Consider the following 26476-nt stretch of genomic DNA (forward strand, 5'->3'; position numbering starts at 1 on the left):
AAAAATGTGCGAGCGGTCACATTCCTGATCGTGAAGATCAGGCGAATCGCGAACTGAAGACGAGGGAGTCCACGATGAGCGTCGACAACATGCCGAAACCCGAGAGCCAAGCCCCACCATCGGGGCTGAAGAAGGTGGTCGGCGCCTCGATGGCGGGCACCGTGGTCGAGTGGTACGAGTTCTTTCTGTACGGCACGGCGGCCACGCTGGTCTTCAGCAAAGTCTTCTTTCCTGGCGGCGGCAACGAGCTGGATGCGATCATCGCGGCTTTCATCACCTACGCCGTCGGATTCGCCGCCCGGCCACTCGGCGGAATCGTCTTCGGATATTTCGGAGACAAGTTCGGCCGGAAGCAGTTGTTGCAGTTCAGTTTGCTGCTGGTCGGTGCCGCGACCTTCCTGATGGGCTGTCTACCGACATACGGTCAGATCGGCTACTGGGCGCCGGCACTGCTGGTCACGCTGCGCTTCATCCAAGGATTTGCTGTCGGCGGCGAATGGGGTGGGGCGGTACTCCTTGTCGCCGAGCACAGCCCGAATCGATCTCGCGGGTTCTGGTCGTCCTGGCCTCAGGCCGGCGTACCGATGGGCAACCTGGTGGCCACTGTCGTGCTGTTGATCCTGACGTCGACGCTCTCGGACGAATCCTTCATGAGTTGGGGCTGGCGCGTTGCCTTCTGGCTCTCCGCGGTGATCGTTCTGGTCGGGTACTACGTTCGGACCAAGGTCACCGACGCTCCCATTTTCATTGCGGCGCAGAAGGAAGCAGAACTGGTCAAGGCAACCTCGTACAGCGTTTTCGAGGTGGTCAAGCGTTACCCGCGCGGAGTGTTGACCGCGATGGGCCTGCGTTTCGCCGAAAACGTCATGTACTACCTTGTGGTGACATTCTCGATCACCTACCTCAAGGTCGTCGTTCATGCGGACACGGCGCACATCCTCTGGTGGATGCTGATGGCACATGCCGTGCACTTCGCAGTGATTCCGTTGGTAGGCAAACTGTCCGACACGATCGGTCGACGCCCGGTGTACATGATCGGCGCCGTCACCGCCGGAACATGGGGATTCTTCGCCTTTCCGATGATGAACAGCGGGCACAATGCAGTCATCTTGTCGGCAATCATCATCGGGCTTGTGTTCCACGCGTTCATGTACGCCGGCCAACCCGCGATCATGGCCGAGATGTTCCCGACCCGGATGCGCTATTCCGGTGTCTCCCTGGGATATCAGGTCACGTCGATCGTGGCAGGTTCACTGGCTCCGATCATCGCGACCGGACTGCTGAGCAAGTTCGACTCCTCGGTCCCCATCGCGATCTATCTCCTGCTGGCATCCCTGGTCACTATCGTCGCAGTCGTTTTCGCGCGGGAGACCAAGGGAATCTCGCTCGAGTCCGTCGATGCCGCCGACGCACGAGTGCTCGCCGACGAGCGGGCCGGTGTTTCCGCATGACGCTCTCCGGCAAAACGGCACTGGTCACCGGTGGTGCCAGCGGTATCGGCGAGGCGTGTGCTCGACTCCTTGCCGCCCGCGGCGCCCACGTCACCGTCGCTGATCTCGACGACGTCGCCGCGAAGGCGCTGGCCGACGAGATCGACGGCACTGCGTGGGCCGTCGATCTCCTCGACACCGACCAACTCGTGGATCTGGCACTCGAGACGGACGTACTTGTCAACAACGCCGGCATTCAACGGGTCAGTCCCATCGAGGATTTCGACGTCGAGGACTTCCGGAAGATTCAACGCCTCATGGTCGAAGCGCCGTTCCTCCTGGTCAGAGCGGCCCTGCCGTACATGTACCGCAAAGGATTCGGGCGCATCGTCAACATTTCCTCGGTCCACGGGCTCCGCGCTTCGGCATTCAAGAGTGCGTACGTCACGGCAAAGCACGGACTCGAAGGGCTGTCGAAAGTTGTTGCGCTCGAAGGTGCCCCACACGGTGTCACCAGTAACTGTGTCAATCCGGGCTACGTCCTGACACCACTCGTGCGATCCCAGATCTCCGACCAGGCAAAGGTTCACGGAATCAGTGAATCCGAGGTTGTCGAGAAGGTGATGCTCACCGAGAGCGCGATCAAACGGATGGTCGAGCCCGCAGAAGTGGCATCGCTGGTGGGGTGGCTGGCATCGCCCGAGGCGTCGATGGTGACGGGGGCTTCGTACACCATCGACGGCGGGTGGAGCGCCAGCTAGATCACTGGGGCTGCTGTGTTGTTCAAGCTGCCGGGTTCAGGCTTCGGGAATCTCGATTCCGAACTTCTCGCGGGTGATGACCTCGGGTTCGGGACCGCCGCGAACTCCGGTGTCGAGTGCGTCGATTGCGGAGAGTTCTTCGGCGGTGAGTTCGAAGTCGAACACGTCGAAGTTCTCCGCGATCCGCGAGGGAGTCACCGACTTGGGGATCACCTGGCGGCCCTGCTGGAGGTGCCAGCGCAGCATCACCTGTGCAGGCGACTTGCCGTGAGCGGTCGCGATGGCGCCGATGGTGGCGTCCTCGAGGGTCGAGCCGTGGGAGCCGTCGCGGTAGAACGTGATTCCGCCGATCGGTGACCATGCCTGAGACAGAATCCCGTGATCGGCGTCGGCCTCGAGCAAAGTCGACTGCCTGAAGTACGGATGAACCTCGATCTGGTTGACCGCCGGCACCACGGACGTTGCGTCCAGGAGTCGGGTGAGGTGATCCGGCATGAAGTTACTGACTCCGATGGCGCGGACCTTGCCGTCGGCCAGAAGCGTTTCCAATGCCCTGTACGCGTCGATCGTGCGCTCGAACTCGCTCGGCAACGCCTGATGGAGGATCAGGAGGTCGAGTTGTTCGACACCGAGTTTGCCTGCGCTCTTGTCGAGGGCATGCAGAGTCTCGTCGTATCCGTAGTCGGTGATCCAGACCTTCGACTCGACGAAGATGTCCGCGCGATCGAGTCCGGATCGCCGGATCGCCTCACCGACGCCCTTCTCGTTGCCGTAGGCCGCGGCAGTGTCGATATGGCGATAACCCGTCGACAGCGCGGACTCGACGGCGGCGAGTGTTTCGTCCGGCGGCGTCTGGTACACGCCGAAGCCAAGCGCGGGGATGTCGACGCCGTTGTTCAGTTTCAGACTCGGGATTCTCATGTCGTCCACGGTAGCGGCGGCCGGGGGTTCGGCGGGAGTGACTGCTCAGCCGGGTAACGGCAGTACCCCTTCAGGCCTGGGGCTTCGCGATCGGGGGACTCGTCAATGAGTGAGCACTATCTTCAACCCGACTATGAGGGTGGCGACGGCAGCGAGGCCGAACGCTGCCAGATGGGTGTTCGTACTGACTTTCTCGCCGTGCAGTCGGCTGATCACGTAACTGGTGGAACCGATCCGCAGGATCAAGACGATTTCCGCGATCAACTGCGCCGTCCGTGGTTCCAGGAAGTTGAACCACGCCGTCGCGAGAATGACGACAGGAACAACCGCAGAGGTGAGGATCGGGACGGAATCGCGAAGAGAGTCGATTCTCTCCGCGGTCGTCAGTCGGCGATCGTTGCGAATGCTCTCGCCGACTCCCTCGGCAAATGTGTGGGCGATGTATGTCGACAATGCCGTGCCGACCACAATCGCGGCGCCGAGCGATTCCTGAGATTTCGTCACCGGTATGAGTGCGGCGAGGACAAGAATGTTGCCGTAGATGTACGCGGTGGTCCTCGCCGCCACACGTTCTTGTCCCAGCGGCGCACCGTGAGACGTGATCGGACGGTTCAGCAGGGTTCGCAGGTCCCACTCCATGTTCAGAGCATGGCAGATCAGACCCTGGGGCTGTAGTGCATCGGGTTATCTCGCTGCTCGAGCGGGGGCAGGTTGCGCGCCGGTGTGTGGACCAGTGGTGCATCGGCGGGGATTCGGCCGTCAGCTCGATCCCATCCCGCGCGAGCACGTGGCTGATACCGGTATCGCCACGGCACCAGACGGAAGACGGCGTTGACGGTGCGGCCGACAGCGTTGTGAATTTTCTGATCGCGACTGGTCCACGAGTAGCCGAGTAGGTCTCGAACCGGTTGGTCGTACATTCCGACCGTCAGCCACACGAATCCGCGGGCGAGGGGGATTCGGGCGAGCCGCCACAACGGATCGGGTAGCCACGTCATGTACGGGGGCTTGCCGAGTCCCGACAGGTCGAGGACGTCGCGGGTCGCCTTGTTGTCTTCGAGTACGTTGCGGCACATGTGGTCCCAGTACTCCTGAAATGCTTCCCAGGTCTCGGGAACAGGGCGCATGCTCATCCCGTACAGGCGGTACCACTGAATGTGCTCGGTGAAGAGCTGACGTTTCTGGGCCTCGGTCAAGCCACCGGAGAAGTTCTCGGCAGTGACGATGGTGCCCATGAAGAATGTTGCGTGCGCCCAGTAGAAAGTGTCGGGATCAAGTGCGTGATACCGACGCCCCAACTTGTCGACGCCCTTGATTCGTGTGTGATAGCCGCGGACTTCTTCGGCTGTCTGCTGCGCGCGATCGCCGTCGAAGACCACGCCTGCAATGGGATACAGCGAGCGGTACAGCCGTTCCCAGCGCTCGTCGAAGAACTGCGAGTGCTCCTCGACCCCGGCGCCGAGACCAGGGTGCATGTTTTGCATCGAACCTGCCCAGACACCTTGGAGCATCCCGCGCCAGTCGCCGAAATACTTCCAGGTCAGGGAATCCGGACCGAGGGGAACCGGGGTGCTGCTGTCGTCAAGTTGACTACGCATGTTGTCAGATTAGGATCGACAACAGCGGTAGTCAAGGATCGAATACCGGGTGCATTGAAGAACAAGTGTCGGCGAAGTGGGGAAGTTGTGAGCATCGAAGAACGCAGGGCCACTCGAAAGGCGACGTTGTTCGACGTCGGAGTGACACTGCTCGGTGCCGTCGACGGTCCGTCCGTCAATGTGCGTGCGGTCTGCAAGGCCGCCGGTTTGACCGAGCGGTACTTCTACGAAAGCTTCACCGATCGCGATCAGTACGTTGTCGCGGTCCACACGTTTGTCGCCGAGCGTGCGCAGTCGGCGCTTGCGTCGGCAGTGGAGTCGGAGACGACATCCGAGGCCGTCGCCACCGCTGCGGTCGACGCTTTCGTCAAGCTGATGGTCGACGATCCGGCGATGGGGAGAGTGCTCCTGATCGCCCCGCTCTCGGAACCCGTCCTGAGCGGCCGCGGTATCGAATCGATGCCGGCGTTCGTGGACCTCGTGTACGACCAGTTGTCCGAGATCGCTGATCCCGTGGACAAGCAACTGGTGGCAGTCGGACTGGTCGGGGCGTTGTTCACACTGTTCATCGGTTATCTGGACGGCACGATCGTCGTGGACCGTGATCGATTTGTCCGCCACTGTGTCAGGCTGCTGATCAACGCCAATCAGGCGTGAAGGGCTGGCAGGCCGGGCAGAAGAAGATATTTCGCTCGGTGAGCTGATCCGGTCCGAGGGTGTCTTCTCTGATGCGGGTTCCGCATCGGCGGCACGGTTTTCCGCGCCTGCCGTACACCCATGTCTGCCTACCTGGACGGGTGTCGCCGGTCGTGACCCGGATGCGACGCGACTTGTTGACGTTGATGGTGCGAAAAGACAGATCCACTATCGCGTCGAGATTCCCCGCGAGATGTGTCGGCGTTTTCGGGTGAATACCTCGTAGGAAGCAGATCTCGTTTCGGTACACGTTGCCCAGTCCGGCCATCACGCGCTGATCCAGGAGCGCGATTCCGATCGGTACGGAGTCGGCGGCCCGAAGATTTCGGGCGGCCACGGAACTGTCCCAATCGGTCCCGAGCAGATCCGGTCCGAGATGTCCGACGGCCTCCTGTTCCTGCCCGAGTTCGAGGATCTCGGTGATTCCCAGTGAAAAGCCAACTGCTACAGAGTCTTCGGTGGCCAAGATGATGCGCGCTTGATGGGCGGGTCGGCGCCAGCGCTCGCCGGGGCGATAAATCTGCCACTGACCTTCCATCTTCAGATGCGTGTGAATGGACGCTTCGCCCACTCGGATCAGGAGATGTTTTCCGCGGCTGGCGACGGAATCCACGCGATGGCCCGACAGATCAACCGTGGCGTAACGAGGAACGCGGACGTCGCAGGTGGTGAGTACCTTCTCGGCCAGGGCAGCGCGCAGTTCATTGGCGGCCCGCCACACGGTATCGCCCTCAGGCATGGTCGCCGCACCCACACTTCAGGATCTCAACTTCCACGATCTCAATCATCATGACCCCAATCCTCATGACCGCAACCGGAATCCGCGAGGGGTGGCCGCGAAGCCGGCTTCGACCAGGACCGGAGCAAAATCGTTGCCGTGGATGGTCTCTCCGTCGACCTTCTCAACTACCAACTTGTCGATGGCGCGAGAAGTCACCTTCTGAGCAAGTGACAGTGCTGCCAGGCGCAACGTTCCGCCGTCGTCGGTGAATGTCAGGATCGTGCGACCGCCGCGCTCGACGAACAGAACCAACTCACCCTCCACCAGAACTACCAGTGCGCCGGCTTTTCGTCCGGGTCGGTGTCCTGGTGACTCTTCGCCCCCCGACGCCGGCCACGGCAGCGCCGCGCCGTACGGGTTTGCCGGGTCGCACGCCGCGAGAGTGACTGCAGCCGAGGAGGTGTGGCGCCCCTCGATGGAATCACCGAACGTCCGCAAGCGGTCCACCACGGGAGGCGTGGAGAATTGAGCGCCGCCCAGGGTGTCCACGAAGTATCCGCGTCGAGCGCGCCCATTGTCCTCGAACGTGCTCAGTACCTTGTAGATCAACGCGAAACCGCCCGGCACGTTCTCGCTCATCACCGAACCGCGGGTGACGACGCCGTATCGTTCGAGCAGCAGATCAGCCGTGGCGTGTGCCCGGATAGTGGGGTCAGGTTCGATACCTGGCAGCTGGAACCACCGACCGGAGGCGGTTGCCGGTCCCGTGCGCGCGGGCGTGGAAGCGCGGGCCATTCCGCGGTACGGACGGGCCCGCGGAACACGGCGAGGTGATCGGTGACTGGTTGTTGTTCTGGTGGTGTCGGAGAGAAGTGCGCGCAGCGGTGCAACGGTGTCGTTACCGATGTGTCCGAGCCACACCAACTCCCACAGCGCCGTCGTCACCGCACTGTCGACCGTGTCCGCAGCCGACTCCGTAGTTCGCAACGCGTCGACCAACTGGCGGAAGAAGTAGGCACCGCCGCCGGACAGCAGGTCGAGGATGCGCTTCTGCAGTTCCGAGACGTCGGTGTCGGCGGGTGAATTGAGCGTGATCGGTGCCAGGTCGGCGGGGTGCAGCACTACCCACCCGTCCTTGCCCGAGATAGCTCCCGATCCGGACCACAGGACTTCACCCGTCGACGTGAGTTCGTCCAACATCGCGGGAGAGTAGTCGGCAACTCGGCTCGGCAGGATCAACGATTCGAGAGCGGACGCCGGAATCGGGACGCCGGCAAGTTGATCGACCACCGTTGCAACACCGTCGATTCCTCGCAGCGTGCCGCCCACGTGCTGCCAACTGGGAAGGAATCGCCCGAGGGTCGCGGTGCTGACCGGCTCGACCTCCTGCCGTGCCGCGGCGAGCGAGCGTCGCCGCAAGCGACGCAGGACCTCGGCGTCGCACCATTCGCTCCCGGTTGCAGACGGGCGGAATTCACCTTCCAGGACCCGCTTTTCGAGCGCGAGCCGACCGAGAACGTCACGCGCGACTGATACTCCGAGACCGAAGCGTGCAGCCGCGTCGGCGAGAGTGAAGGGACCGTGGGTGCGGGCGTACCGGCTCAAGAGGTCGTCGAGTGGTTGATCGACCGGCTCGATGAACGCGGCCGGAACGCCGATGGGTAGGGGAACGCCGAGTCCATCGCGAAGCCGCGCTGCATCTTCGACGACGGTCCACCAGCTCTCGCCCGCATACGAGACGTGGAGGGCGCGTTTGTCCGTAACCAACTTCTCGAGCCATGAGACCGGGTCCTCGAGACAGCGTTCGGTGACTTCTTCGGTGGTCAGCGGGCCGAGCATGCGGAGGAGGTCGGCAACACCCTCGAGGTCCTTGGCCTTTCGGTCAGGGACGAGCCGTTGCAGTTCACGTTCGGCCTGCTCGATCACTCCGGCGTCGAGGAGCTCGCGTAGTTCGACGCGGCCGAGGAGTTCGGCCAACAGCGTGGAGTCCAAGGACAAAGCGGCGGCGCGTCGCTCGGCGAGGGGGCTGTCGCCCTCGTACATGAACGCACCCACGTAGTTGAACAGGAGCGCACTGGCGAACGGAGACGGAGAGGCCGTCTCCACCTCGACGATTCGAATCTGCCTTTTCTCGATCTTGCCGAACAATTCCTTCAGTGCAGGCAGGTCGTAAACGTCCTGCAAGCACTCGCGTACGGTCTCGAGCAGGATCGGGAAGGTCGGGAACTTGCGGGCGACGTCCAGCAGTTGCGCCGACCGCTGACGCTGCTGCCACAGTGGTGCACGTTTTCCGGGATTGCGGCGGGGGAGAAGCAGTGCGCGGGCGGCACATTCGCGGAATCGGGAAGCGAAGAGCGCGGAGCCGCCCACCTCTTGGGTGACCAGATCTTCGATGTCCTCGACGTCGAAGGTGAACAGTTCGGCGCCGGGAGGTTCGTTCTCGGTGTCGGGGAGTCGGATGATGATGCCGTCGTCGGAGGCCGTCGGGCTGGAATCGACGCCGTATCGTTCCTGCAGGCGCGCCCCGATGGCGAGGGCCCACGGTGCGTGAACCCGTTGGCCGTACGGGGAATGCAGCACCAGACGCCAGTCGCCGAGTTCGTCGCGGAAGCGTTCGACCACCAGGGTTCGATCCGACGGCACCTGCCCGGTGGCATTTTTCTGCTCACCGACGAGTTGGATCAGATTGGTTGTGGCGTTGTGATCGAGCCCGCCCACGCGACAACGCTCGACGACGTCGGCTTCGTTACCCAGCGCGGTCTCTCGAACGAATTGTCCCAACGCCTGTCCGAGTTCGGCGGGGCGACCGAGTCCGTCGCCGTGCCAGAAGGGCAAACGACCCGGCATGCCGTAGGCGGGGCTGACCAGAACCCGATCGAAGGTGATCTCCTCGATCCGCCAACTGGTGGCGCCGAGCGCAAAGACGTCGCCGACCCGGGATTCGTAGACCATTTCCTCGTCGAGTTCGCCGACGCGGGACGCTTTCTCGCCAACCATGTAGACGGTGAAGAGGCCGCGGTCGGGGATTGCGCCGCCGGAAGTGACGGCCAAACGCTGCGAACCCGGGCGGCCCGTGAGCGTGTTGGACTCACGATCCCAGACAAGGCGAGGACGTAACTCGGCGAACTCGTCCGAGGGGTACCGCCCCGCCAGCAAGTCCAGAGTCGATTCGTACGCCGAACGGGGAAGCGTTGCAAAGGAACCGCTTCGGCGCACCGTCTCGAACCAGTCGTCGACGTCGATCGGTTCGAGAGCGGTGGCCGCAACAGTTTGCTGAGCGAGGATGTCGAGGGGATTGGCCGGAACGGCCATCGCTTCGATCTTGCCTTCGACCATGCGCTCGACGGTCACCGCGCAATGAATCAGGTCGGTGCGATGCTTGGGGAAGACGACGCCTCGCGATATCTCGCCGACCTGGTGGCCGGCGCGACCGACACGTTGCAGGCCGCTGGCAACAGAAGGCGGTGCCTCCACCTGGATGACCAAGTCGACGGCGCCCATGTCGATTCCGAGTTCGAGACTGCTGGTGGCGACGACGCATCGCAATCGACCCGATTTGAGGTCGTCTTCGATGAGGGCTCGCTGGTCTTTGCTGACCGATCCGTGGTGGGCGCGAGCAAGGAGGGGTTCTGCGCCGTAGTTGACCTCGGTGGGAGCCCCGATCTGCGCGGGCGGGCGAGATGTTTTCTCGACGGCCAGACCGATGCGTTCTGCATGAATCTCGTTGAGCCTGGCTGTCAATCGTTCGGCGAGGCGGCGAGAGTTGGCGAACACGATGGACGATCGGTGGTCGAGAACGAGGTCGACGATCTGTTCCTCGACGTGGGGCCAGATCGAACCGGCTTGCGGGGTGGGAGATTCGGAACCGTCGTCCGGCGTCGCGATCCCCAGTTCGGTCATGTCCTCGACGGGAACACGGACCGTGAGGTCGAAGGTCTTGGCGGCAGGCGGAGCCACGATTCGGATCGGTGCCGAACCGGCGAGGAACCGCCCGATCTCCTCGTGCGGACGGACAGTGGCCGACAATCCGATGCGTTGCGCCGGACGCTCGAGCAAGCCGTCCAGGCGTTCCAGTGAGAGCGCGAGGTGAGAGCCGCGCTTGGTGCCCGCCACCGCGTGAACCTCGTCGACGATCACGGTGTCGACACCGACCAGTGTTTCCCGGGCAGCGGAGGTGAGCATCAGGAACAACGACTCAGGCGTGGTGATCAGGATGTCCGGGGGTCGTTTGATCAACGAGCGCCGATCGGCCTGGGACGTATCACCGGAACGGACACCGACGGTGATCTCGGGCGGAGTGAGGCCTAGACGCTTCGCCGTCTGCGTGATGCCGACCAGCGGCGCGCGAAGGTTCCGCTCGACGTCCACACCCAGCGCTTTGAGCGGCGAAATGTAGAGGACTTTGGTGGCGCGTTCGCCTTCGTCCTTGGCGGCGAGTTGATCGAGGGCCCACAGGAACGCCGACAATGTCTTGCCGGAGCCGGTGGGCGCGACGACAAGTGTGTGAGAGCCACTCGCGATGGATTCCCAGGCGCCGAGCTGCGCAGCAGTCGGAGCGCTGAAAGCGCCGCCGAACCACTCGCGTGTGGCGGGCGAGAACCTACCGAGGACGTTGGTCACGACCACCATATTGCCCCTTCCCACCGACAGCGTGTTCGTGCCTGCAGCCGAAGCGCAGAGCATACTATTTGCCCTGTTATAGCGATTCTCTTGTTATCGAGAAGGCGAGTGCCTGATGGAAGCAGTCAAGATTGTCCTCGAGCTGGCGGTAGTGCTCGGGGCGATTGTCATGGGTACCAGATCGAGCGGTGTCGCTCTCGGTCTGTGGGGCGGCGCAGGTGTTGCCGTCCTCGTGTTCGTCTTCGGAGAGGACGTCGGCAGTCCGCCGGTCGACGCTCTCCTCATCGTCCTGTCCGTCGTCCTCGCGTCGTCGATGATGCAGGCGGCCGGTGGTATCGACTGGATGGTCACCATCGCGGCCAAGTTGATCGAATCTCGCCCGAAACAGATCACGCTGATCGCGCCGTTGGTGTCATTCCTGTTCTCGGTCGGTGCCGGCACGTCCAACATCCTCTACCCACTGCTCCCCGTCATCTACGACGTCTCGTACAAGAACGGTGTGCGGCCGTCACGACCGCTGTCGCTGTCAGTTGTCTCGACCGGTGTGGCGCTGGCGTGTAGTCCGGTGTCCGCGGCAATGGCGGCAATGGTCACGCTGACCGACGTGCCGCCTTACGATTTCGAACTCATCGACATCATCAAGATCACCTTCCCGGCTGCTGTTGTCGGCATCATCCTTTCCTCCATCGCGGTCAACCGACTCGGCAAAGATCTCGACGACGACCCGGAGATACAGGCGAAGATGAAGTCGGGCGAATTGGCCGGACCTGGTGCAGCCTCCAAGACCGAACTCGTCTCGACGAAGACCGGACGAAACGCGGCACTGATCTTCCTCGCCGGCGTCCTGGCTATCGTGATCTTCGGCCTGTTCAAGGGGATTCGTCCCGAAGCTGCCGACGGTACTCCGATGGGGATGACACCGATCATCGAAATGCTGATGTTCGTCGTGGGTACGTTGATCCTGCTGGTGTGCCGCCCGAATGTCGCCGACGTGCCGTCGTCGACGGTGTTCCGTGCCGGTATGGTCTCGGCCATCGCGCTGTTCGGTCTGGCATGGCTGACGGACACGTTCATCAGCGCCCATTCCGAGCTGATCACGAGCACCGTCGGCGACTGGGTCAACGCCGCGCCGTGGATCTTCGCGCTCGGTGTCTTCCTGGTCTGTGTACTGACGACCAGTCAGTCGACCGCTACGAGGACCATCGTGCCGATCGGTCTCGCTGCCGGGATTGCACCCGGTCTGGTGAGCGGAATGTGGGCCGGAGCGTTTGCCGGCGTCTATCTGTTGCCGACAAACGGTTCGCAGATCGCGGCTGCGAACTTCGACCTCTCGGGCAGCACGAAGCTCGGTTCCAAGCTCGTCGACCACTCGTTCTTCCTGCCGACCATCATCTTGGCCGTCACGACGATTGCGGCCGGCGCGTTGTTCGGAGTGGTGCTCGGTTGAGTATTGCGGCTGAGTCAGCCCTGAGTGACAGCGCTGAGTCAGCTGTTGCGGTAGTGGTCCCAGCTCGCCTTGCACGCGTGAGCGAGCTGGTCCACCCGTTCGGCGTCGGGTGTAGGCCAGTCGACGCCGGGTTCCATGATGTAGGCGGCCAGTTCGTCTCCCAGTAGGAATTCTCGTTTGAATTCGGCCTGAACCGCGCTCAACGTGATCCCGGCTTCGGCGGCGCGGGCGCTCAATTCGGCGAATCTCGCTCCGGCTCGGATGATTTCGAAACTGCCGAGGTACGGCTGATTGAGAGCGACCGCATCCGGATCGTCGACCTGAAATCCCTTGCGATGTGAGACCGCAAGTGTGCGAATGAGCTCCGGATCCATCGTCACGGGATTGTCGCCGCGTCGATTACCGTCGTGATCGCCACGATTGGAGAGTGCGACGACGTCGGGGAGTCGATCTGCTTCCGGCCGTTCGACATTGACGGCGCCGTCCCGCCGGGTGGTGTGGTTCATCGTGTCGTGGAACGACAACGTCGTGAACGATCGACCGAGTTCGAAGCTCTTCTCCACCATGGCTTCGATCAGTGTGTCGCGAGTTCTTTCGTAGACACCCAAACCGTGTTCGGCTGTCTCGGTGAAGGTCTCGGCGAGGTTCTTCCAGCCCGCGTCGTCGGTCGGCTCGAGCAGCAAGGGGTAGAACGAGAAGGTGACAGGGCGAACTGCGTCGACGCCGGTGAGGTCTGCTTTGTTGCCTGCACCGGCCTTGTGGACGCGGGCGAATGCTTCGCGCAGTGACGCTTCCAGGTTTTCGGGCTTCGCACGGTTGGGATCGCGAATCATGCGAGGGTGCGGATTCTCCACGTATACGATGCGCGAATCGATTTCGGCCCAACGGCGCACGATGGGACTGGTGGACATGTCGGTGAAGTCGAATTGCAGCCGCTGTGTGAACTCGGGTGCGAGAAAACGTGAGAGTTCTGCTGGAATCGCGGAACCCGAGTGTGGGCAACTGACAAGAAGGTCGGCGTCGGCGATGGCGTCGTCGAGACTGCGGGAGTCACGATCGGCATAGAACGTCAGGTCCTCCGCCGTGAACACGGTTCCGGCCGGGATGAGTACTGGTTCTCCACTGGTCATGAATCCCAGCGTAATCGAGTACAACCTTGCGTACTCAGTATCCGGTGAGTCGTTCCACGAGAGCCGTTTTGATCTCCGGGCGACCAGCCGCGACAAGAGTGAAGGTGGCTTCACGCATGAGCCGCTCGGGGGTGTTGCTGCCGACCAGAGCGCGGCTTCCGGTCGCAGTCACGAGTGCGGCCGACGCGCGTATCGCAAGTTCCGACGCTCGGGCGCGGGCGGCCGACATGTCGCCGCCGTCGCGCAGTGCTGCATCGAGATCGGCGCGCGCCCGGGTGGCTTGTTCCTCGAACGCGTCGGTGTCGACTCCCAGATCCGCGAGTTCGGTGACAGCACGGCGGGTGATGCCCATGGCCATCGCGCCGTTGAGCCACAAGCCGGGGAGCTGGGTGCTCTGGAATTGTTCGTCGCTGACGACAGCACAGACGTCGGTATCGGGAATTTCGAAAGCGTCGAACACGATTCGGACGGTGTTGCTCCCGCGCGCCGCGATCAGTGGAAGCTCCTCGATCGTCAGACCCGGGGCCTCGCCTACCGGTACGACGGAATGAACGATGGAATTGTCGAACTCGTCGCGCGCCGACACCAAGAGAACATCGACGATGCCCCAACCGGTGACGAAGGGTGCGATCCCGTCGAGGACGTAGCCGTCGTTCACCCGCTTCGCCCACAGGAGCGGTGGGCGGGGGATGGCGCCGGCATAGGCAACCCCACCGCGAATCGTGCCGGAAACCAGACCGTCCCAGTATTGCTCGCGCAGAGGTGCATTGGGACTCGCCGCCAGGGCTCCGACGACGCCGTGATGCTGCATCCAGGTGAACGTCGTCGCGAGGCAACCGCCGCACAAGGTTTCGAGGACCTCGACCAGTTCTTCGCTGCCGGGGCCGCCGTCACCGAGGGCGGCGATGCCGTAGAAGCCGTCAGCGGCGAGCGCGTCGAAATGGCTGCTGGGGATTTCTCCGTCGGCGTCGACGCTGTCGGCGACGGGAAACAGAACGGTATCGGCGATCTCACGCGCAAGTTCCGGCCACTTGGTCACGCTGTCAGGGTAAGCCGTGAGCGGGGGTTGTGGTGTGGAACCGAAACCGAGCATCTAGAACGAGGGCGGCGAACTCACGATGAGGAATCTCGCCACCGCGTCGGTGCGATTGAACCACCGGTGCGGGATGGTCGAGGTGTAGAGGAGGGTGTCGCCTACGTGAAGAACGTGATGCTCGTCCAGTCCCACCTCGACCTCGACAGATCCTTCGAGAACATGAATGAACTCTTCGCCGGCGTGCTCGGTGTGCTCACCTGCCTCGGAATGAGGTGCTGCCGTGATCTCGTTGGGTTCCATGGTCCGTGAGCCGGTGGAGCAGAATCGAATCACCGAATCGTGTGCCAGTTCGAAGGTTCGCCCCTCGCCGGCGCGGACGAGGCTGGACGGAGTTCGCTCACCCTGTGCCAAGAGTGCGTGCGCCGTGGTGCCGAGCGATTGCGCGAGGCGATGAAGGTTCATGACACTGGGTACTGCGTGGCCGTTTTCGGTCTGGCTCAGGAAGGGCTGCGACAAGCCCGACTTCACGGCAACCTCGCGCAACGTCAGTCCGGCTTCTTTTCGCGCCGTCCGCACGGCAGCCCCGATTGCGGTCGCTATCGCCTTCTGGTCGTCGTCCATGTGCCGAAGATAGCAGTGCTCTGGTGAAAGTTTTGATTACACAGACGAAACAAATTCGACCACGGTAAGAAATTATCGACGTGCTGAATAGTCCCGTACACGAAACACTTCCAGCTTCGGACGGAGATCGGCGCATGGCCATCCATCCTGTCGACCAGCGGCTCCCATTTGCCCGCCAGTCTGCTTTTGCTCTTCAGCACGTCCTCATCATGTACACCGGCTGCATCACGGTTCCGCTGGTTTTCGGTGCCGCCGTAGGGCTGGACCGCAGCACAGTCGCGATGCTGATCAGCGCGGACTTGCTCGTTGCAGGCATCATCACGATCATTCAGAGCCTGGGCGTCGGGAAGGTCGCCGGTGTCCGGCTGCCGATCGTCTGCGGGGCGACCTTCGCCGGGCTGACGCCGATGATTCTGATCGCCAAGGAGTACGGCCTGCAGGCGGTGTACGGGTCCATGCTGGTCGGTGGCGTAGTCGGCATTGCCTTGGCCGTGCCGTTCGCCAAGATCGTCCGATACTTCCCACCCCTGGTTACCGGCGTCGTCCTCACAGTCATCGGCATCTCGTTGATCGGTGTCGCAGGAGGACTGATCGTCGGAAACGACCCCACCTCCCCGTCGTTCGCCGACCCGAAGAATCTGGCGCTGGCTGCCGCAGTCGTTGTGGTCGCGGTGGCCTTCATCTGCCTCGGCCGCGGGATGTGGACGCAGCTCGGTGTACTGATGGCGCTGGTGATCGGCACCGTGATCGCCATCCCGATGGGCCTGATCGATCTGAGTGGCGTCGGCGGCTCGGCCTGGGTGGGCTTCCCGATGCCGTTCCACTTCGGCGCTCCGGAGTTTCCCGTCACCGCCGTGGTGGCGATGAGTATCGTCATGGCAGTCGTCTTCGCAGAATCGACGGCGAGCATGCTGGCGGTCAGCGAGATCACCGGAAAGCCTTTGAAGAAAGCAGATCTCGCACGAGGGCTGGTGGCCGACGGGATGTCGGGAGTTCTGGGCGGAATCTTCAATGCCTTTGTCGACACCGTTTTCTCGCAGAATGTCGGCGCCGTTGCCACGACCCGGGTGTACAGCCGGTACGTGACCGCTACCAGCGGTGCCATTCTGATCGTCCTCGGCCTCATCCCGCGAATGGGTGAAGTGGTTGCAGCCCTGCCTGATCCGGTGGTCGGCGGCGTCGGAATCATCTTGTTCTCCACTGTCGCCGTGGTCGGAATCAACACGCTGCGCAAGGTCGATCTCAGCGACCCGATCAACACCACGATCGCCGCTGTATCGGTGGGGATCGGTATTCTTCCGGAATTTGCGGAAGGGATGTTCGAGCGATTCCCCTCCTCGGCTCAGATCCTCCTCGGTAGCGGCATCACCTTGGCTGCGGCCTCGGCCTTTTCGCTCAATCTGCTGTTCAATCACACCCGACTCGGTGAACTCGCGAGGCGATCGCGAGAGAGCCTCCATGCCACTGCAAAATCTGAACCCGCCACCAGCTCTGCAGGAGACGCCAGTGTCACAGTCCCAGTCTGATCCCTTCGAAGTGCCCGTCGTCGACATCTCGCCTTACGTGCTCGGTGGTGCCGACCAGGACAAGGCGCGAGTGGCTGCCGAAGTCGACCATGCTTGTCGGACTGTAGGTTTCATGCAGATTCGGGGCCACGGTGTTCCGGCCGCTGTTTCTTCCGGCCTCGCCGAAGCGATGGACGACTTCTTCGGGCTGCCGATGGAGACGAAGTCGGGCTACCGAATCGAGGGCGCGAATCGTGGGTACAGCCCGCCCAAGAGTGAGTCGCTGAGCCTGAGCCTCGGCGTCGAATCCGCGACCAGAATGAACGACTTTTTCGAGGCCTTCAACGTCGGAACCGAAGCCCGATCATTCACCGAACTCGAACTGTCGGAGGACGATTACGGAATCAACCTGTGGCCCGCAGTGTCTGGTTTCACGGAGCGGGTGGAGAATTACTACGCCCATGGCGAGCGGGTGGCACGCACACTGACCACCATTTTCGAAGACGCGCTCGGGCTGACCCCAGGATTCTTCGAGTCGATCACCGACCACTCCATCGACGTACTGCGGATGAACAACTACGCGTTACCCGAAGGGACGGTGACGTTGGACGGTGAGTTGAAGGGGATGGGCGAACATACCGATTTCGGGCTGGTCACCGTGCTGTGGGCGGATCAGGTCGAAGGTTTGCAAGTACTCGGGAGCGACCGACGCTGGCACGATGTCTGGCCGCACGACGGCGCGCTACTGGTCAACCTCGGGGATCTCACCGCGCGACTGACCAACGACAGGTGGATGTCCACGCTGCACCGAGTTGCGCCTCCGGTGGTGAACGGCACCATCAAGCGCCGGCGATCGGCGGCCTTCTTCCATGACGGAAACGTCGACGCGGTGATTGCGACCTTGCCGAGTTTTCAGGACGACTCCGGCTTGGAGTACGAACCCATTACCGTTCGCGATCACATCAAGGCCAAATTGGCCGGGTCGAGGCAGGGGAAGTCCAACGCCGCCGCAGGTCGTGAGGCGGCTCGGGTACTTTCGGCTGCGGAGCTCGAGGTCAAGCAGTGAGTGCACGGAACATCGTCCTGATCCACGGAGCATGGGCCGGCGGTTGGGTCTGGGATCGTGTGTGTGGCCCACTGAAATCGGCCGGCTTCAATCCTGTTGTGGTGGAGCTTCCCGGCTCGGGAAGTTGGAACTCAGACGACGTGATCGATCTCGATGTCGTTGCCGAACATGTTGTGGCAGTTGTCGAGTCCTTGGACGGGCAGTGCGCCCTCGTTGGTCACTCCGGCGGTGGCATCGTGGCCTCACAGGTGGCTGAGTTGCTGCCTTCGCGGGTAACGGGTCTTGTGTACGTCGCAGGGATGATGCTTCCATCGCAGACGGACTTCGGGATGCTCTGCATCGAACTCGGTCTGGAAAGTCCGGTCGGGATCTCACGTTGGTTGGTCCCCGCCGACGACGGGGATGCGACGGTGATACCGCCCGAAGCCGGCGCCGCTGTGTTCTTCCACGAAGCGCCGGTGGCTGATGCGATCTTCGCCGCGCGCATGCTCGTTCCACAACTGGAGTCAGCCCGCCTGATGGCACCGGTCTGGACGGAAGAGCGATTCGGAACCGTGCCGAGGTTGTATGTCGAATGCACGCTGGATCGAACCGTGCCGATCGAGGCTCAACGCGCCATGCAGAGACTTGTCCCCGGTGCCCAGGTGGTCAGCCTGGGCACCGACCATGCACCGCAGTTGTCGGCGCTCCCGGAGTTGATCGACGCGATCACCGATTTCGCCCGGCAGGTGTTCAGCCGAACTCGACCCCTTGAGCCAGCGGAAGCTGGTCCGAGTAATTGACGGTATTGGTGGCTCGGCGCATGTATGCCTTCCACGAATCCGAACCCGATTCGCGTCCGCCGCCAGTCTCCTTCTCCCCGCCGAATGCGCCGCCGATCTCCGCACCGGACGTTCCGATGTTCACGTTCGCGATGCCGCAATCGGAGCCGTCGGCGGCGAGGAAGCGCTCTGCTTCTCGCTGGTCGAGTGTGAAGATCGAGGACGAAAGTCCTTGAGGTACGCCGTTGTGCAGCGCAATGGCGTCGTCGAAGTCGGTGTAGGTCAAGACGTAGAGGATGGGTGCAAAAGTCTCCGCCCGCACCACCTCGGTCTGTGCGGGCATACGAACGAGGGCAGGTGTCACGTAGAACCCGGAATCGCCGACGCGGTCCCCGCCACACACCACAGTTCCGCCGTCCGCGCGTGCGGCCGAGAGCGATTTCTGCATCGTCTCGAACGCGGCTTCGTTGATCAGCGGCCCGACCAGAACACCGGAATCGAAGGGACTACCGACCTGGAGTTGCGCGTACGCGGACGCAACGCGGTCGACGACGTTGTCGGCGATCGACTCGTGAACGATGAGCCGGCGCAGTGAGGTGCAGCGCTGCCCGGCAGTTCCAGCGGCGGAGAAGACAATTCCGCGCACGGCAAGCTCGAGATCCGCCGACGGCGTGACGACTGCGGCGTTGTTTCCACCCAGTTCCAGGAGACTTCGTCCGAAGCGCTCGGCGACCCGCGGAGCCACGGCGCGGCCCATCCTCACGGAACCGGTGGCGCTGACCAAGGCCACGAGTGGGTTGTCCACGAGAGCCTCACCGACGTCACGTCCGCCGACGACCAACTGGTGAACGTCGATCGGTGCTTGACAATCCGCGAGCGCGCGTCGCAGGAGCGCGTCACATGCCAGCGCGGTCAACGGAGTGGTTTCCGAAGGCTTCCAGACGACGGCGTCGCCGCACACGAGAGCAATGGCGGTATTCCACGACCACACCGCGACGGGAAAGTTGAACGCGGAGATGACTCCGACAACGCCGAGAGGGTGCCACGTTTCCGTCAACCGGTGTCCGGGACGCTCGGACGGCATGGTGCGTCCGTAGAGCTGCCGGGAGAGACCGACGGCGAACTCGCAGATGTCGATCATCTCCTGTACCTCGCCGAGAGCCTCCGAGGTGACCTTCCCGGCCTCCAACGTCACGATTTCCGCGAGGTCATCCTTGTGTTCGGTCAGTAGGCTGCCCAGCCGGCGCACGACCGCGCCGCGCGCCGGAGCGGGGACGGTGCGCCAGGTGAGGAACGCGCGATGCGCCGCGTCGACGGCGTCGTCGACCTCTCGGCCGGAGTGCTGCCGAACGGTACGCAGTTGCGTACCGGTGATGGGGGTTCGTGCGCTCAGGTCGCCGGCGGGCCACTCGACACCGCACGCGGCAAGGGCGCTTTCGGCGCGATCGGCGAGGCTCGAAGAATCAGGCAGGTTCACTGGGGAGTCCTCTGTTGTTGTGGGCGGGAGGCAGCACGGCACGTGACGCCTCTTGTTGTGCGCGGTACAGCTCGAACGGATCTTCGATGGTGCGGTCGATGGCGCCCTCCAATCGATCCTGCCCGTATTCGGCGCCGGGCGCATCGGAAACGAATCCGGTCACGGAATCGAGATTGGATGCGAAGATCCCGGCCGCGGAGGCAGGTAGGAAGTCCTCGTAGACGATCGGGTCGCGGACGACAACAGTTCCTTCGTTTCGGTACGTGAAGTACGCCAACCCCGCGGCATCGAGTTCGCTTTCGGAGTGCGGAAATTCGCTGTCCCAGTCGGCGTCCTCGGGCGTGGCGATCAGTCGGTCGTAGATCGCTCGCCCGCTGCGGGTCAACGCGATTCCGCGTGCCTCCACCTCGCCGAATCTGACGCGGACGGGCTCAGTGGTGACCGATCCGTCGTGCTGACGGAAGAGTCTGTCTTCGGCCAATGCACGAAACGACGTCTGCCGCAGAAGTAGTGGTGGTCCGCTCCATCTCGGCGGGCCTTGGATGCGGTCGATCATGGTGATACCGCGCTCGGTCATGCGGCGGTACAACTCGTCGATGTCGAGCACTCGCGGGGTGAGGTGATTGACGTGGGTCGAGCCCTGCCCCGCAATGTCTGCAGCGACAGGCGAGATTGCGGCGAGTTCGCGGTACCAGCCCGCGTCGATGGGATCGGTGCCGAGCCGAAACGCCGAGGTCGCTGCATCGACGAACTGTGTCGCCTCGGGCTCCGTCAGGCCGCCCTCGCGACTCGATTGACGTGCCCACTGCAGAAGTTCGGGAGAGAACAGGGTCCGGCGACGCAGAAACCCGGTGATCCGACGCTCGAGGTCGGTGTCGAAGAACCTGGAATCGGAACTGGTCAGCACCGAGGTGAAAACGCGGAACGGGTTCCGGGCGAGTTCGGCGGGATCGGTGGGGCGAAATGCCGTCGAGACAACGGGAATGGGGGAGTCGGTGAGCCGGAGGTCGTAATAGCCGACCGGAAACATACCGAATCCGCCGAAGACGGTGGCTACGTCACGTAGTTCGTCGAGAGTCCCCAGTCTGATGGCGCCGTGACGCTCGGCGCTGACTCTCGCCAGGCTGCCCAGGCGCTCCGCAGAATCCGGATGTTCGGCGGCAAAATCACGGTTCACCTGCATCGTTACATCTACCAAGGTGTTGTAAGCGGGGACCTCGTCGCCATACATCTTGGCGAGGGCCGCTGCGAACCGTGCACGTAGCTCCCAGGTTTCAACCATACGAATGTCCGATTGCGTTAGCCTGCGCAGGTGCGAGAAACAGAAACCAGTGACGTTGCCGGTGTTCCGGTCGACGAAACCGATCGACTTTTGATGCGTGAATTGGTCTTGGACGGCCGTGCCACTCTCGCGAGTCTTGCTGAGAAGGCTGGACTCTCGATCTCCGCAGTCCAGTCGCGAGTGCGTCGTTTGGAATCTCGCAAGGTGATCCGTGGGTACTCCGCGAAGATCGATCCGGAGGCACTCGGTCACAATCTGTCCGCATTTGTCGCCATCACTCCTCTCGATCCCTCGCAGCCCGACGATGCGCCTGCCCGCTTGCGTCATCTGCCGGCGGTCGTCTCGTGTCACTCGGTAGCCGGGAGCGAAAGCTACGTCCTCCTGGTCCGGGTGGCGTCACCTCGGGCGTTGGAGCGATTGCTGCAGGAGATTCGTACGGCAGCCAACGTCAACACACGAAGCACCATCATCCTACAAACTTTTTACGACGAATGACGCTTGTTCAATAACTTTTACGGTCCTCTATCGACACTCCCGGAAAATTGACATAGCCTTCGCGTATGAGTACTGCGATGCGAGACTTCGGTGACAGTGCGCTCTTTCCGGTCTACGACGTGTTGAAGGCCAGCATCCTCGTCGACGGATTCGATCTGATTCTCGACGTCGAAGGGTCGCGGGGTTCCTATCTCCGTGACCTGCGAGACGGAACCGAGTATCTGGACATGTTCGGTTTCTTCGGCTCTTCGGCCCTGGGTATGAATCACCCTGCGATCGCAGGCGACGAGGAGTTTCAACAGGAGTTGGCTGTCGTGGCCTCCAACAAGCCGAGTAACTCCGACATCTACACCGAACCCATGGCGCGCTTCGTTGCGGCTTTCGCTCGGGTACTGGGGGATTCGGCACTCCCACACTTGTTCTTCGTCGACGGCGGAGCCCTGGCGGTGGAAAATGCACTCAAGGTTGCCTTCGACTGGAAGAGTCGGTGGAACGAAAGCCGCGGGTTGTCAGCAGATCTGGGGACAAAGGTCCTGCACCTGACCGAGGCTTTTCACGGCCGCAGTGGTTACACGATGTCGCTCACCAACACCGAACCGGGCAAGGTCGCGCGATTCCCCAAGTTCGACTGGCCACGTATCGACTCGCCGTACCTGGCAGACGGCCGCGATGTCGAAGCTGCGGAGAGGCAAGCTCTCGATCAAGCGCGCCGAGCTTTCGCCGACAACCCCGACGACATTGCCTGTTTCATCGCCGAGCCGATCCAGGGCGAGGGCGGCGACCATCACCTCAGGCCGGAATTTCTGCAGGCGATGCAGGAGTTGTGCCACGAAAACGACGCCCTCTTCATTCTCGACGAAGTACAGACCGGTTGCGGAATCACCGGAACTGCCTGGGCCTACCAACAATTGGGTCTGAGTCCGGATGTGGTGGCGTTCGGCAAGAAAACGCAGGTGTGCGGAATCATGGCCGGCGGGCGCGTGGATGAAGTGCATGACAACGTGTTTCACGTCAGTTCTCGGATCAATTCGACGTGGGGTGGCAACCTCACCGACATGGTTCGTGCCCGGCGGATACTCGAAGTCGTCGAGCAGGACCGACTGATCGACCGCGTGCGATTCACGGGTGCGCATCTCCTTGCCCGGTTGACCGAAGTCTGCGGGCGGTACGCGGCGGCAACCGAGCCGCGCGGTCGTGGCCTCATGTGCGCGATCACTCTGGAAGACAGTGACCTTCGCGATCGCGTCGTACAGCGACTGCGTGAAGACGAGCACGTGATGATACTGCCCACCGGGAAGAGGGGAATCAGATTCCGGCCCGCGCTGACGGTGACCACCAGTGAGCTGGACGACGCGGTCGACGCGGTCGAGCGCGTGCTCGCACGCGAGACCTAGGGCCTCTGTAGCTGTTCCCACACTCGATCCGGTGTCATCGGTGTGGAGTACATACGCACTCCACACGCGTTGGCAATCGCGTTTGCCAACGCCGGTGCTACAGGATTGAAGGGGGCCTCACTCATCGATTTCGCGCCGAAAGGCCCGAGCTTGTCGTACGTGTCGGCAAACAGTACTTCGGTGATCGGCAGATCCCCGATCTGGGGAACGTGATAATTGCGCAACTGCGGATTGATCACCCGACCTTCTTCGATGACGATCTCCTCCGACAGCGCAGCGCCGAGCGCTTGTCCCACACCGCCTTCCACCTGCCCTCGCAGTTGTGCCGGGTTCATGACGGTGCCGGCATCGGCGGCCTGAACCGACTGCAGGATCTTCACCCGGCCGGTGTTCGTGTCGACGGCAACGCGAAAACCGTGAACGTTGAACGAGACCGAGCGCGGTGTACCGTCGTGGCGACCGTCAGCGGCGAGCGGGCCACCTTCGAGTAGCGTCGCGAAATCGAGGCAACCGTGGGATGTTTCGACACCGTCCGGCGAAAGGTCGTCGATCTGCGCGCCGCGACCGCTCGATCGCACCGCACGGGTCAGTATCCGCTCGCGAAGGCGCTCGCAGGCGATCAGGAGCGCCTTTCCGGCGACCACCGTTCCCGTCGACCCGAACGCTCCGGTGTCGTATCCGCCGGCATCGGTGTCGGATTGAACAATCGTGATGCGATCGACTGTCGTCCGCAATTCGGTGGCCGCGATCTGTTGGTGAATCGTAGTGGTTCCGTTGCCGAACTCAGCGGTGCCGATGTTCACGACGTACCGACCGTCGGCCTCGAGCGCGACGGTGGTGTCGGAGAAGTGACCACGCGGCGGGATCGTCGCGATCATGGCAATTGCCATGCCCCGACCGATCCGCCAACGCGACCCAGTCGGTGCAGCCTCTCCGCGTCCGCTTGACAGTGCACTGTCGACGAGGTCGATGCACTGGTCCAGCCCGTAGCTGCCGAACTCGAGATCACCGTCCTCGACGTGCCAGTCGACAAAATCGTCTCCGGGAACGACGACGTTGCGCCGCCGAAACTCGAAGGGGTCCATGCCGAGACGATCCGCGAGCTGATCCATGGCCGACTCGACGGCGAAGATGATCTGGCCGAGCCCGTAACCACGAAAGGCCCCGGAGGGAACGTTGTTCGTGTAGACCGCTTCGGCGTCGACGCGTTTGGTCGCAGCGCGATAGACCGCCATGGATTCGGCGCACCCATGGAACATGACTCCGATCGAATGGTTCCCGTACGCCCCCGCGTCGGAAAGCACGTCGATAGCGAGCGCAGTGAGAGTGCCGTCGGCGTCGGCTCCCGCACGCACCGATACTCGCATCGGATGCCGTGACGGTGCGATGGTGAACTGATCGCTTCGGCTGAACTCGTAGGCTACGGGCTTGCCGGTCTTCAAGACGGCCAGTGCGACCAGATCCTCGGTGAGTAATTCCTGCTTCCCGCCGAAACCCCCGCCTACCCGTTTTGCGAACACCCGGATTCGGCTGCGATCGAGATCGAAGATGTGGGCCAATTCGTCCCGAACCAGAAACGGCACCTGTGTGCTGCTTCTGATGACGAGACGGCCCTCCTCGTCGAGCCACCCCACTGCGCCGTGAGTTTCCAAGGCCACGTGCTGGACTCGCGCAGTTTTCCACGTACCTTCGACGACTGCAGTCGCATCTGCGAGCGCACGGTCCAGATCGCCGACGCCATCGTGAAGCGCGGCAACCACGTTGCGGGGGGCCTCGGCGATCCGCGAGCTCTCGTCCTTGTCGCCGTGCAGGAGTGGAGCGCCGGGGGAACGCGCCAGATCTGGTTCGAATACCGCGTCGCGTACCTCATAGTCGACTTCGATCAGCGAGAGTGCACGTTCCGCCTGCGTCGGGGTTTCGGCGATGACCGCGGCTACGCGCTGGCCGCGGAAACGGAGGGTGCTGTCGAACACACGCGTGTCGTCCGGATCGTCGTTGCGGTCCTCGTGCCGGGCGGTCGAGAACAGCACGTCCGGACTGTCATGAAAAGTGAGGACCGCGGTGACGCCCGGCGCCGCTTCGGCTGCTGCCGTGTCTATCCGGCTTATGTGTGCGTGTGCGTGCGGACTGCCGAGTACTGCGACGTGAAGCAGGTCGACCGGCTTCTCACCCGGGGAGAAGTCCATGGTGTACTGCTCGGTTCCCGTGACGATGCGCGCGGACGCCGGTGCTGCGATCGAACGCCCTTGTGCCCCGCCTATTTTGGCGGTCTCTGTATTGGATGTACCGGCGAGAGCGTCACGAATGGACCGATAACCGGTGCAGCGGCACAGGTTACCTTTCATCGAGCACGCGAGATCGGATTTTTGCTCGACCGACAACGCTGATGCGGTGACTACCATTCCGGCTGTACAGAAACCACATTGGAATCCGCCCGCGTCCACGAATGCCTGTTGAATGGGGTGAAGTTTCTCCGGGGTTCCGAGACCGGAGGCGGTGACGACGTCGCGGCCGTCGATGCGATGGGCGGGAAATATGCACGAATGGGTGGGGTGTCCGTCGACCAGCACCGAGCAGGCGCCGCAGTCTCCGGCATCGCACCCCTTCTTGACGGAGTTCGCTCCGTGCTCGCGGAGGAAGGTTCGCAGGCACTGTCCTGGGCGGGCCTGGTCGTCGCGCGGAACTCCGTCCACCGAGTACTTCATTCCAGTTCACCTCGGATTTCTTCGGCAAGAAGCTCGGTCATCGCCTTCCGCCACGGCGCAGTTCCATGGACATCGGTGAAGTAGGCGTCTTCCGGAATCCTGCTGCGCAACGCATCCGCAAGTGCTGTGGCGTCGGGGAGTTCGTCGAATTTCAGAGCGTACGGACGGCGGGTCGCGGCGGTGATCGCCAGCGTGAAACCGTCGGCGCCGCAGCGTCCGGCCACGGCTACGGCCGATCGCCCGAGTGACGTCTGAGCCAGCTTTCGCATCGCGGTACGTGCAGTCAATGCATGCACGGGAATCCGGATACTGCGGATGATCTCGCCGGACCTGAGTACGTTTCGAGAATCGTCGATAACGAAATCGACTACGGGGAACGAGTATTCGGTACCGTCCGGACGCCAGATCGTCAGTTCGGCATCGAGAGCGGTACACAGAGTCGTCATCGCTCCGGCCGGGAAGGAGAGCGCGATGTTGCCGCCGACTGTCGCGTATCGCAACACCTTCCACGATGCGAGTAGTGCGTCAGCGCAGTGTTGGAACAGCGCTGCGGCGCGCCAGGATGCGGGAAGTTCGGCGCGGCACAGTTCCTCGATGGTGCAGGTGGCCGCGATCTCGAGACCGAGATCACCGACCGCCACAGCTTCCCAGTCGAAGCCCGCAAGGTCGACAAGGGTGGTCAGGTGCGGCTGCGGTTCCGAGTACAGCCAGGTGCCGCCACCGATGAACCCGATGCCGGGTGACGCACAGGGGAGTTCGGCGCGGGTCCGCGGCACCAGAACTTCGTCGACGCTGTGCAGGTCCATCGCG

General features: G+C 62.7%; 21 protein-coding genes. 9 read left to right on the top strand and 12 right to left on the bottom strand.

Annotation, left to right across the window (positions count from 1 at the left end; all coding sequences use genetic code 11):
- Positions 1-74: 74 nt before the first annotated feature.
- Positions 75-1451, top strand: a complete 1377-nt coding sequence (locus M0639_RS10275; protein WP_003940819.1) for an MFS transporter — start codon at positions 75-77, stop codon at positions 1449-1451.
- Positions 1448-2191, top strand: a complete 744-nt coding sequence (locus tag M0639_RS10280; RefSeq protein ID WP_030535050.1) for a 3-hydroxybutyrate dehydrogenase — start codon at positions 1448-1450, stop codon at positions 2189-2191. The genes M0639_RS10275 and M0639_RS10280 overlap by 4 nt, the downstream gene beginning before the upstream one ends.
- A 36-nt stretch (positions 2192-2227) precedes the next feature.
- Here M0639_RS10280 and M0639_RS10285 read toward each other — a convergent pair whose 3' ends face one another.
- The 3 genes from M0639_RS10285 to M0639_RS10295 form a co-directional block, all read right to left on the bottom strand.
- The gene (locus tag M0639_RS10285; protein WP_064074958.1) at positions 2228-3112 is read right to left on the bottom strand and encodes an aldo/keto reductase; all 885 of its coding nucleotides are present in this window, start codon (positions 3110-3112) and stop codon (positions 2228-2230) included.
- 102 nt (positions 3113-3214) lie between these two features.
- Positions 3215-3751: a hypothetical protein gene (locus tag M0639_RS10290; protein ID WP_003940745.1), complete on the bottom strand. Its 537-nt coding sequence runs from the start codon at positions 3749-3751 to the stop codon at positions 3215-3217.
- A 17-nt stretch (positions 3752-3768) separates the two neighbouring features.
- The gene (locus M0639_RS10295) at positions 3769-4710 is read right to left on the bottom strand and encodes an oxygenase MpaB family protein (protein WP_042449607.1); all 942 of its coding nucleotides are present in this window, start codon (positions 4708-4710) and stop codon (positions 3769-3771) included.
- A gap of 87 nt (positions 4711-4797) precedes the next feature.
- Here M0639_RS10295 and M0639_RS10300 point away from each other — a divergent pair, with 87 nt between their 5' ends.
- Positions 4798-5367, top strand: coding sequence for a TetR/AcrR family transcriptional regulator (locus M0639_RS10300; RefSeq protein ID WP_064074929.1), 570 nt, complete (start codon positions 4798-4800; stop codon positions 5365-5367).
- On the opposite strand, the gene M0639_RS10305 is transcribed toward M0639_RS10300, so the two are convergent.
- Together M0639_RS10305 and M0639_RS10310 are read right to left on the bottom strand one after the other, a co-directional pair.
- Entirely contained in the window at positions 5348-6145 is a 798-nt protein-coding gene (locus M0639_RS10305; protein WP_064074959.1) for a DNA-formamidopyrimidine glycosylase family protein, read from the bottom strand. The two genes, M0639_RS10300 and M0639_RS10305, sit on opposite strands and share 20 nt — an antisense overlap.
- 63 nt (positions 6146-6208) lie before the next feature.
- Positions 6209-10756: an ATP-dependent helicase gene (locus M0639_RS10310; RefSeq protein WP_042449813.1), complete on the bottom strand. Its 4548-nt coding sequence runs from the start codon at positions 10754-10756 to the stop codon at positions 6209-6211.
- 106 nt (positions 10757-10862) lie between these two features.
- On the opposite strand from M0639_RS10310, the gene M0639_RS10315 reads away from it, so the two are divergent.
- The gene (locus M0639_RS10315) at positions 10863-12194 is read left to right on the top strand and encodes an anaerobic C4-dicarboxylate transporter family protein (RefSeq protein ID WP_050654886.1); all 1332 of its coding nucleotides are present in this window, start codon (positions 10863-10865) and stop codon (positions 12192-12194) included.
- Between the two features lie 38 nt (positions 12195-12232).
- Here the strand turns inward: M0639_RS10315 and M0639_RS10320 are convergent, their stop codons facing one another.
- The 3 genes from M0639_RS10320 to M0639_RS10330 are packed head-to-tail and all read right to left on the bottom strand — an operon-like array spanning position 12233 to position 14981.
- Positions 12233-13324, bottom strand: coding sequence for an N-formylglutamate amidohydrolase (locus tag M0639_RS10320; RefSeq protein WP_064074930.1), 1092 nt, complete (start codon positions 13322-13324; stop codon positions 12233-12235).
- 34 nt (positions 13325-13358) lie between these two features.
- Complete coding sequence (locus tag M0639_RS10325) at positions 13359-14363, bottom strand: acyl-CoA dehydrogenase family protein (protein WP_039972812.1); 1005 nt, start codon at positions 14361-14363, stop codon at positions 13359-13361.
- Positions 14364-14417: 54 nt separating this feature from the next.
- Positions 14418-14981: a helix-turn-helix domain-containing protein gene (locus M0639_RS10330; RefSeq protein WP_007727247.1), complete on the bottom strand. Its 564-nt coding sequence runs from the start codon at positions 14979-14981 to the stop codon at positions 14418-14420.
- A gap of 134 nt (positions 14982-15115) precedes the next feature.
- Between M0639_RS10330 and M0639_RS10335 the strand changes: the two genes are divergently transcribed.
- Genes M0639_RS10335 through M0639_RS10345 form a run of 3 tightly spaced genes read left to right on the top strand, consistent with a single transcriptional unit; the run spans position 15116 to position 18334 of the window.
- Positions 15116-16507, top strand: coding sequence for a uracil-xanthine permease family protein (locus tag M0639_RS10335; RefSeq protein WP_007727244.1), 1392 nt, complete (start codon positions 15116-15118; stop codon positions 16505-16507).
- On the top strand, positions 16488-17552 hold the full coding sequence (locus M0639_RS10340; protein WP_042449601.1) for an isopenicillin N synthase family dioxygenase: 1065 nt from the start codon (positions 16488-16490) through the stop codon (positions 17550-17552). Before M0639_RS10335 ends, M0639_RS10340 begins: the two co-directional genes overlap by 20 nt.
- Positions 17549-18334, top strand: coding sequence for an alpha/beta fold hydrolase (locus M0639_RS10345; protein ID WP_064074931.1), 786 nt, complete (start codon positions 17549-17551; stop codon positions 18332-18334). The genes M0639_RS10340 and M0639_RS10345 overlap by 4 nt, the downstream gene beginning before the upstream one ends.
- Here the strand turns inward: M0639_RS10345 and amaB are convergent.
- Both amaB and hglS read right to left on the bottom strand, forming a co-directional pair.
- Complete coding sequence (amaB, locus tag M0639_RS10350) at positions 18285-19790, bottom strand: L-piperidine-6-carboxylate dehydrogenase (protein WP_042922141.1); 1506 nt, start codon at positions 19788-19790, stop codon at positions 18285-18287. The genes M0639_RS10345 and amaB overlap by 50 nt on opposite strands.
- Positions 19777-21072 (bottom strand): 2-oxoadipate dioxygenase/decarboxylase, encoded by a 1296-nt coding sequence (hglS, locus tag M0639_RS10355; RefSeq protein WP_064074932.1) that lies wholly within the window; start codon positions 21070-21072, stop codon positions 19777-19779. The genes amaB and hglS overlap by 14 nt, the downstream gene beginning before the upstream one ends.
- Before the next feature lie 30 nt (positions 21073-21102).
- On the opposite strand from hglS, the gene M0639_RS10360 reads away from it, so the two are divergent.
- Complete coding sequence (locus tag M0639_RS10360) at positions 21103-21567, top strand: Lrp/AsnC family transcriptional regulator (RefSeq protein WP_003940830.1); 465 nt, start codon at positions 21103-21105, stop codon at positions 21565-21567.
- A gap of 65 nt (positions 21568-21632) precedes the next feature.
- Positions 21633-22961, top strand: a complete 1329-nt coding sequence (gene lat / locus M0639_RS10365; RefSeq protein WP_047271731.1) for an L-lysine 6-transaminase — start codon at positions 21633-21635, stop codon at positions 22959-22961.
- Here lat and M0639_RS10370 read toward each other — a convergent pair.
- Positions 22958-25666, bottom strand: coding sequence for a molybdopterin-dependent oxidoreductase (locus tag M0639_RS10370; protein WP_064074933.1), 2709 nt, complete (start codon positions 25664-25666; stop codon positions 22958-22960). The two genes, lat and M0639_RS10370, sit on opposite strands and share 4 nt — an antisense overlap.
- Positions 25663-26472, bottom strand: a complete 810-nt coding sequence (locus tag M0639_RS10375) for an FAD binding domain-containing protein (RefSeq protein WP_030535037.1) — start codon at positions 26470-26472, stop codon at positions 25663-25665. Before M0639_RS10375 ends, M0639_RS10370 begins: the two co-directional genes overlap by 4 nt.
- Between the last annotated feature and the right edge of the window lie 4 nt (positions 26473-26476).

Source organism: Rhodococcus qingshengii JCM 15477 (genome assembly GCF_023221595.1).
In the GTDB taxonomy this organism is placed as follows: domain Bacteria; phylum Actinomycetota; class Actinomycetes; order Mycobacteriales; family Mycobacteriaceae; genus Rhodococcus_F; species Rhodococcus_F qingshengii.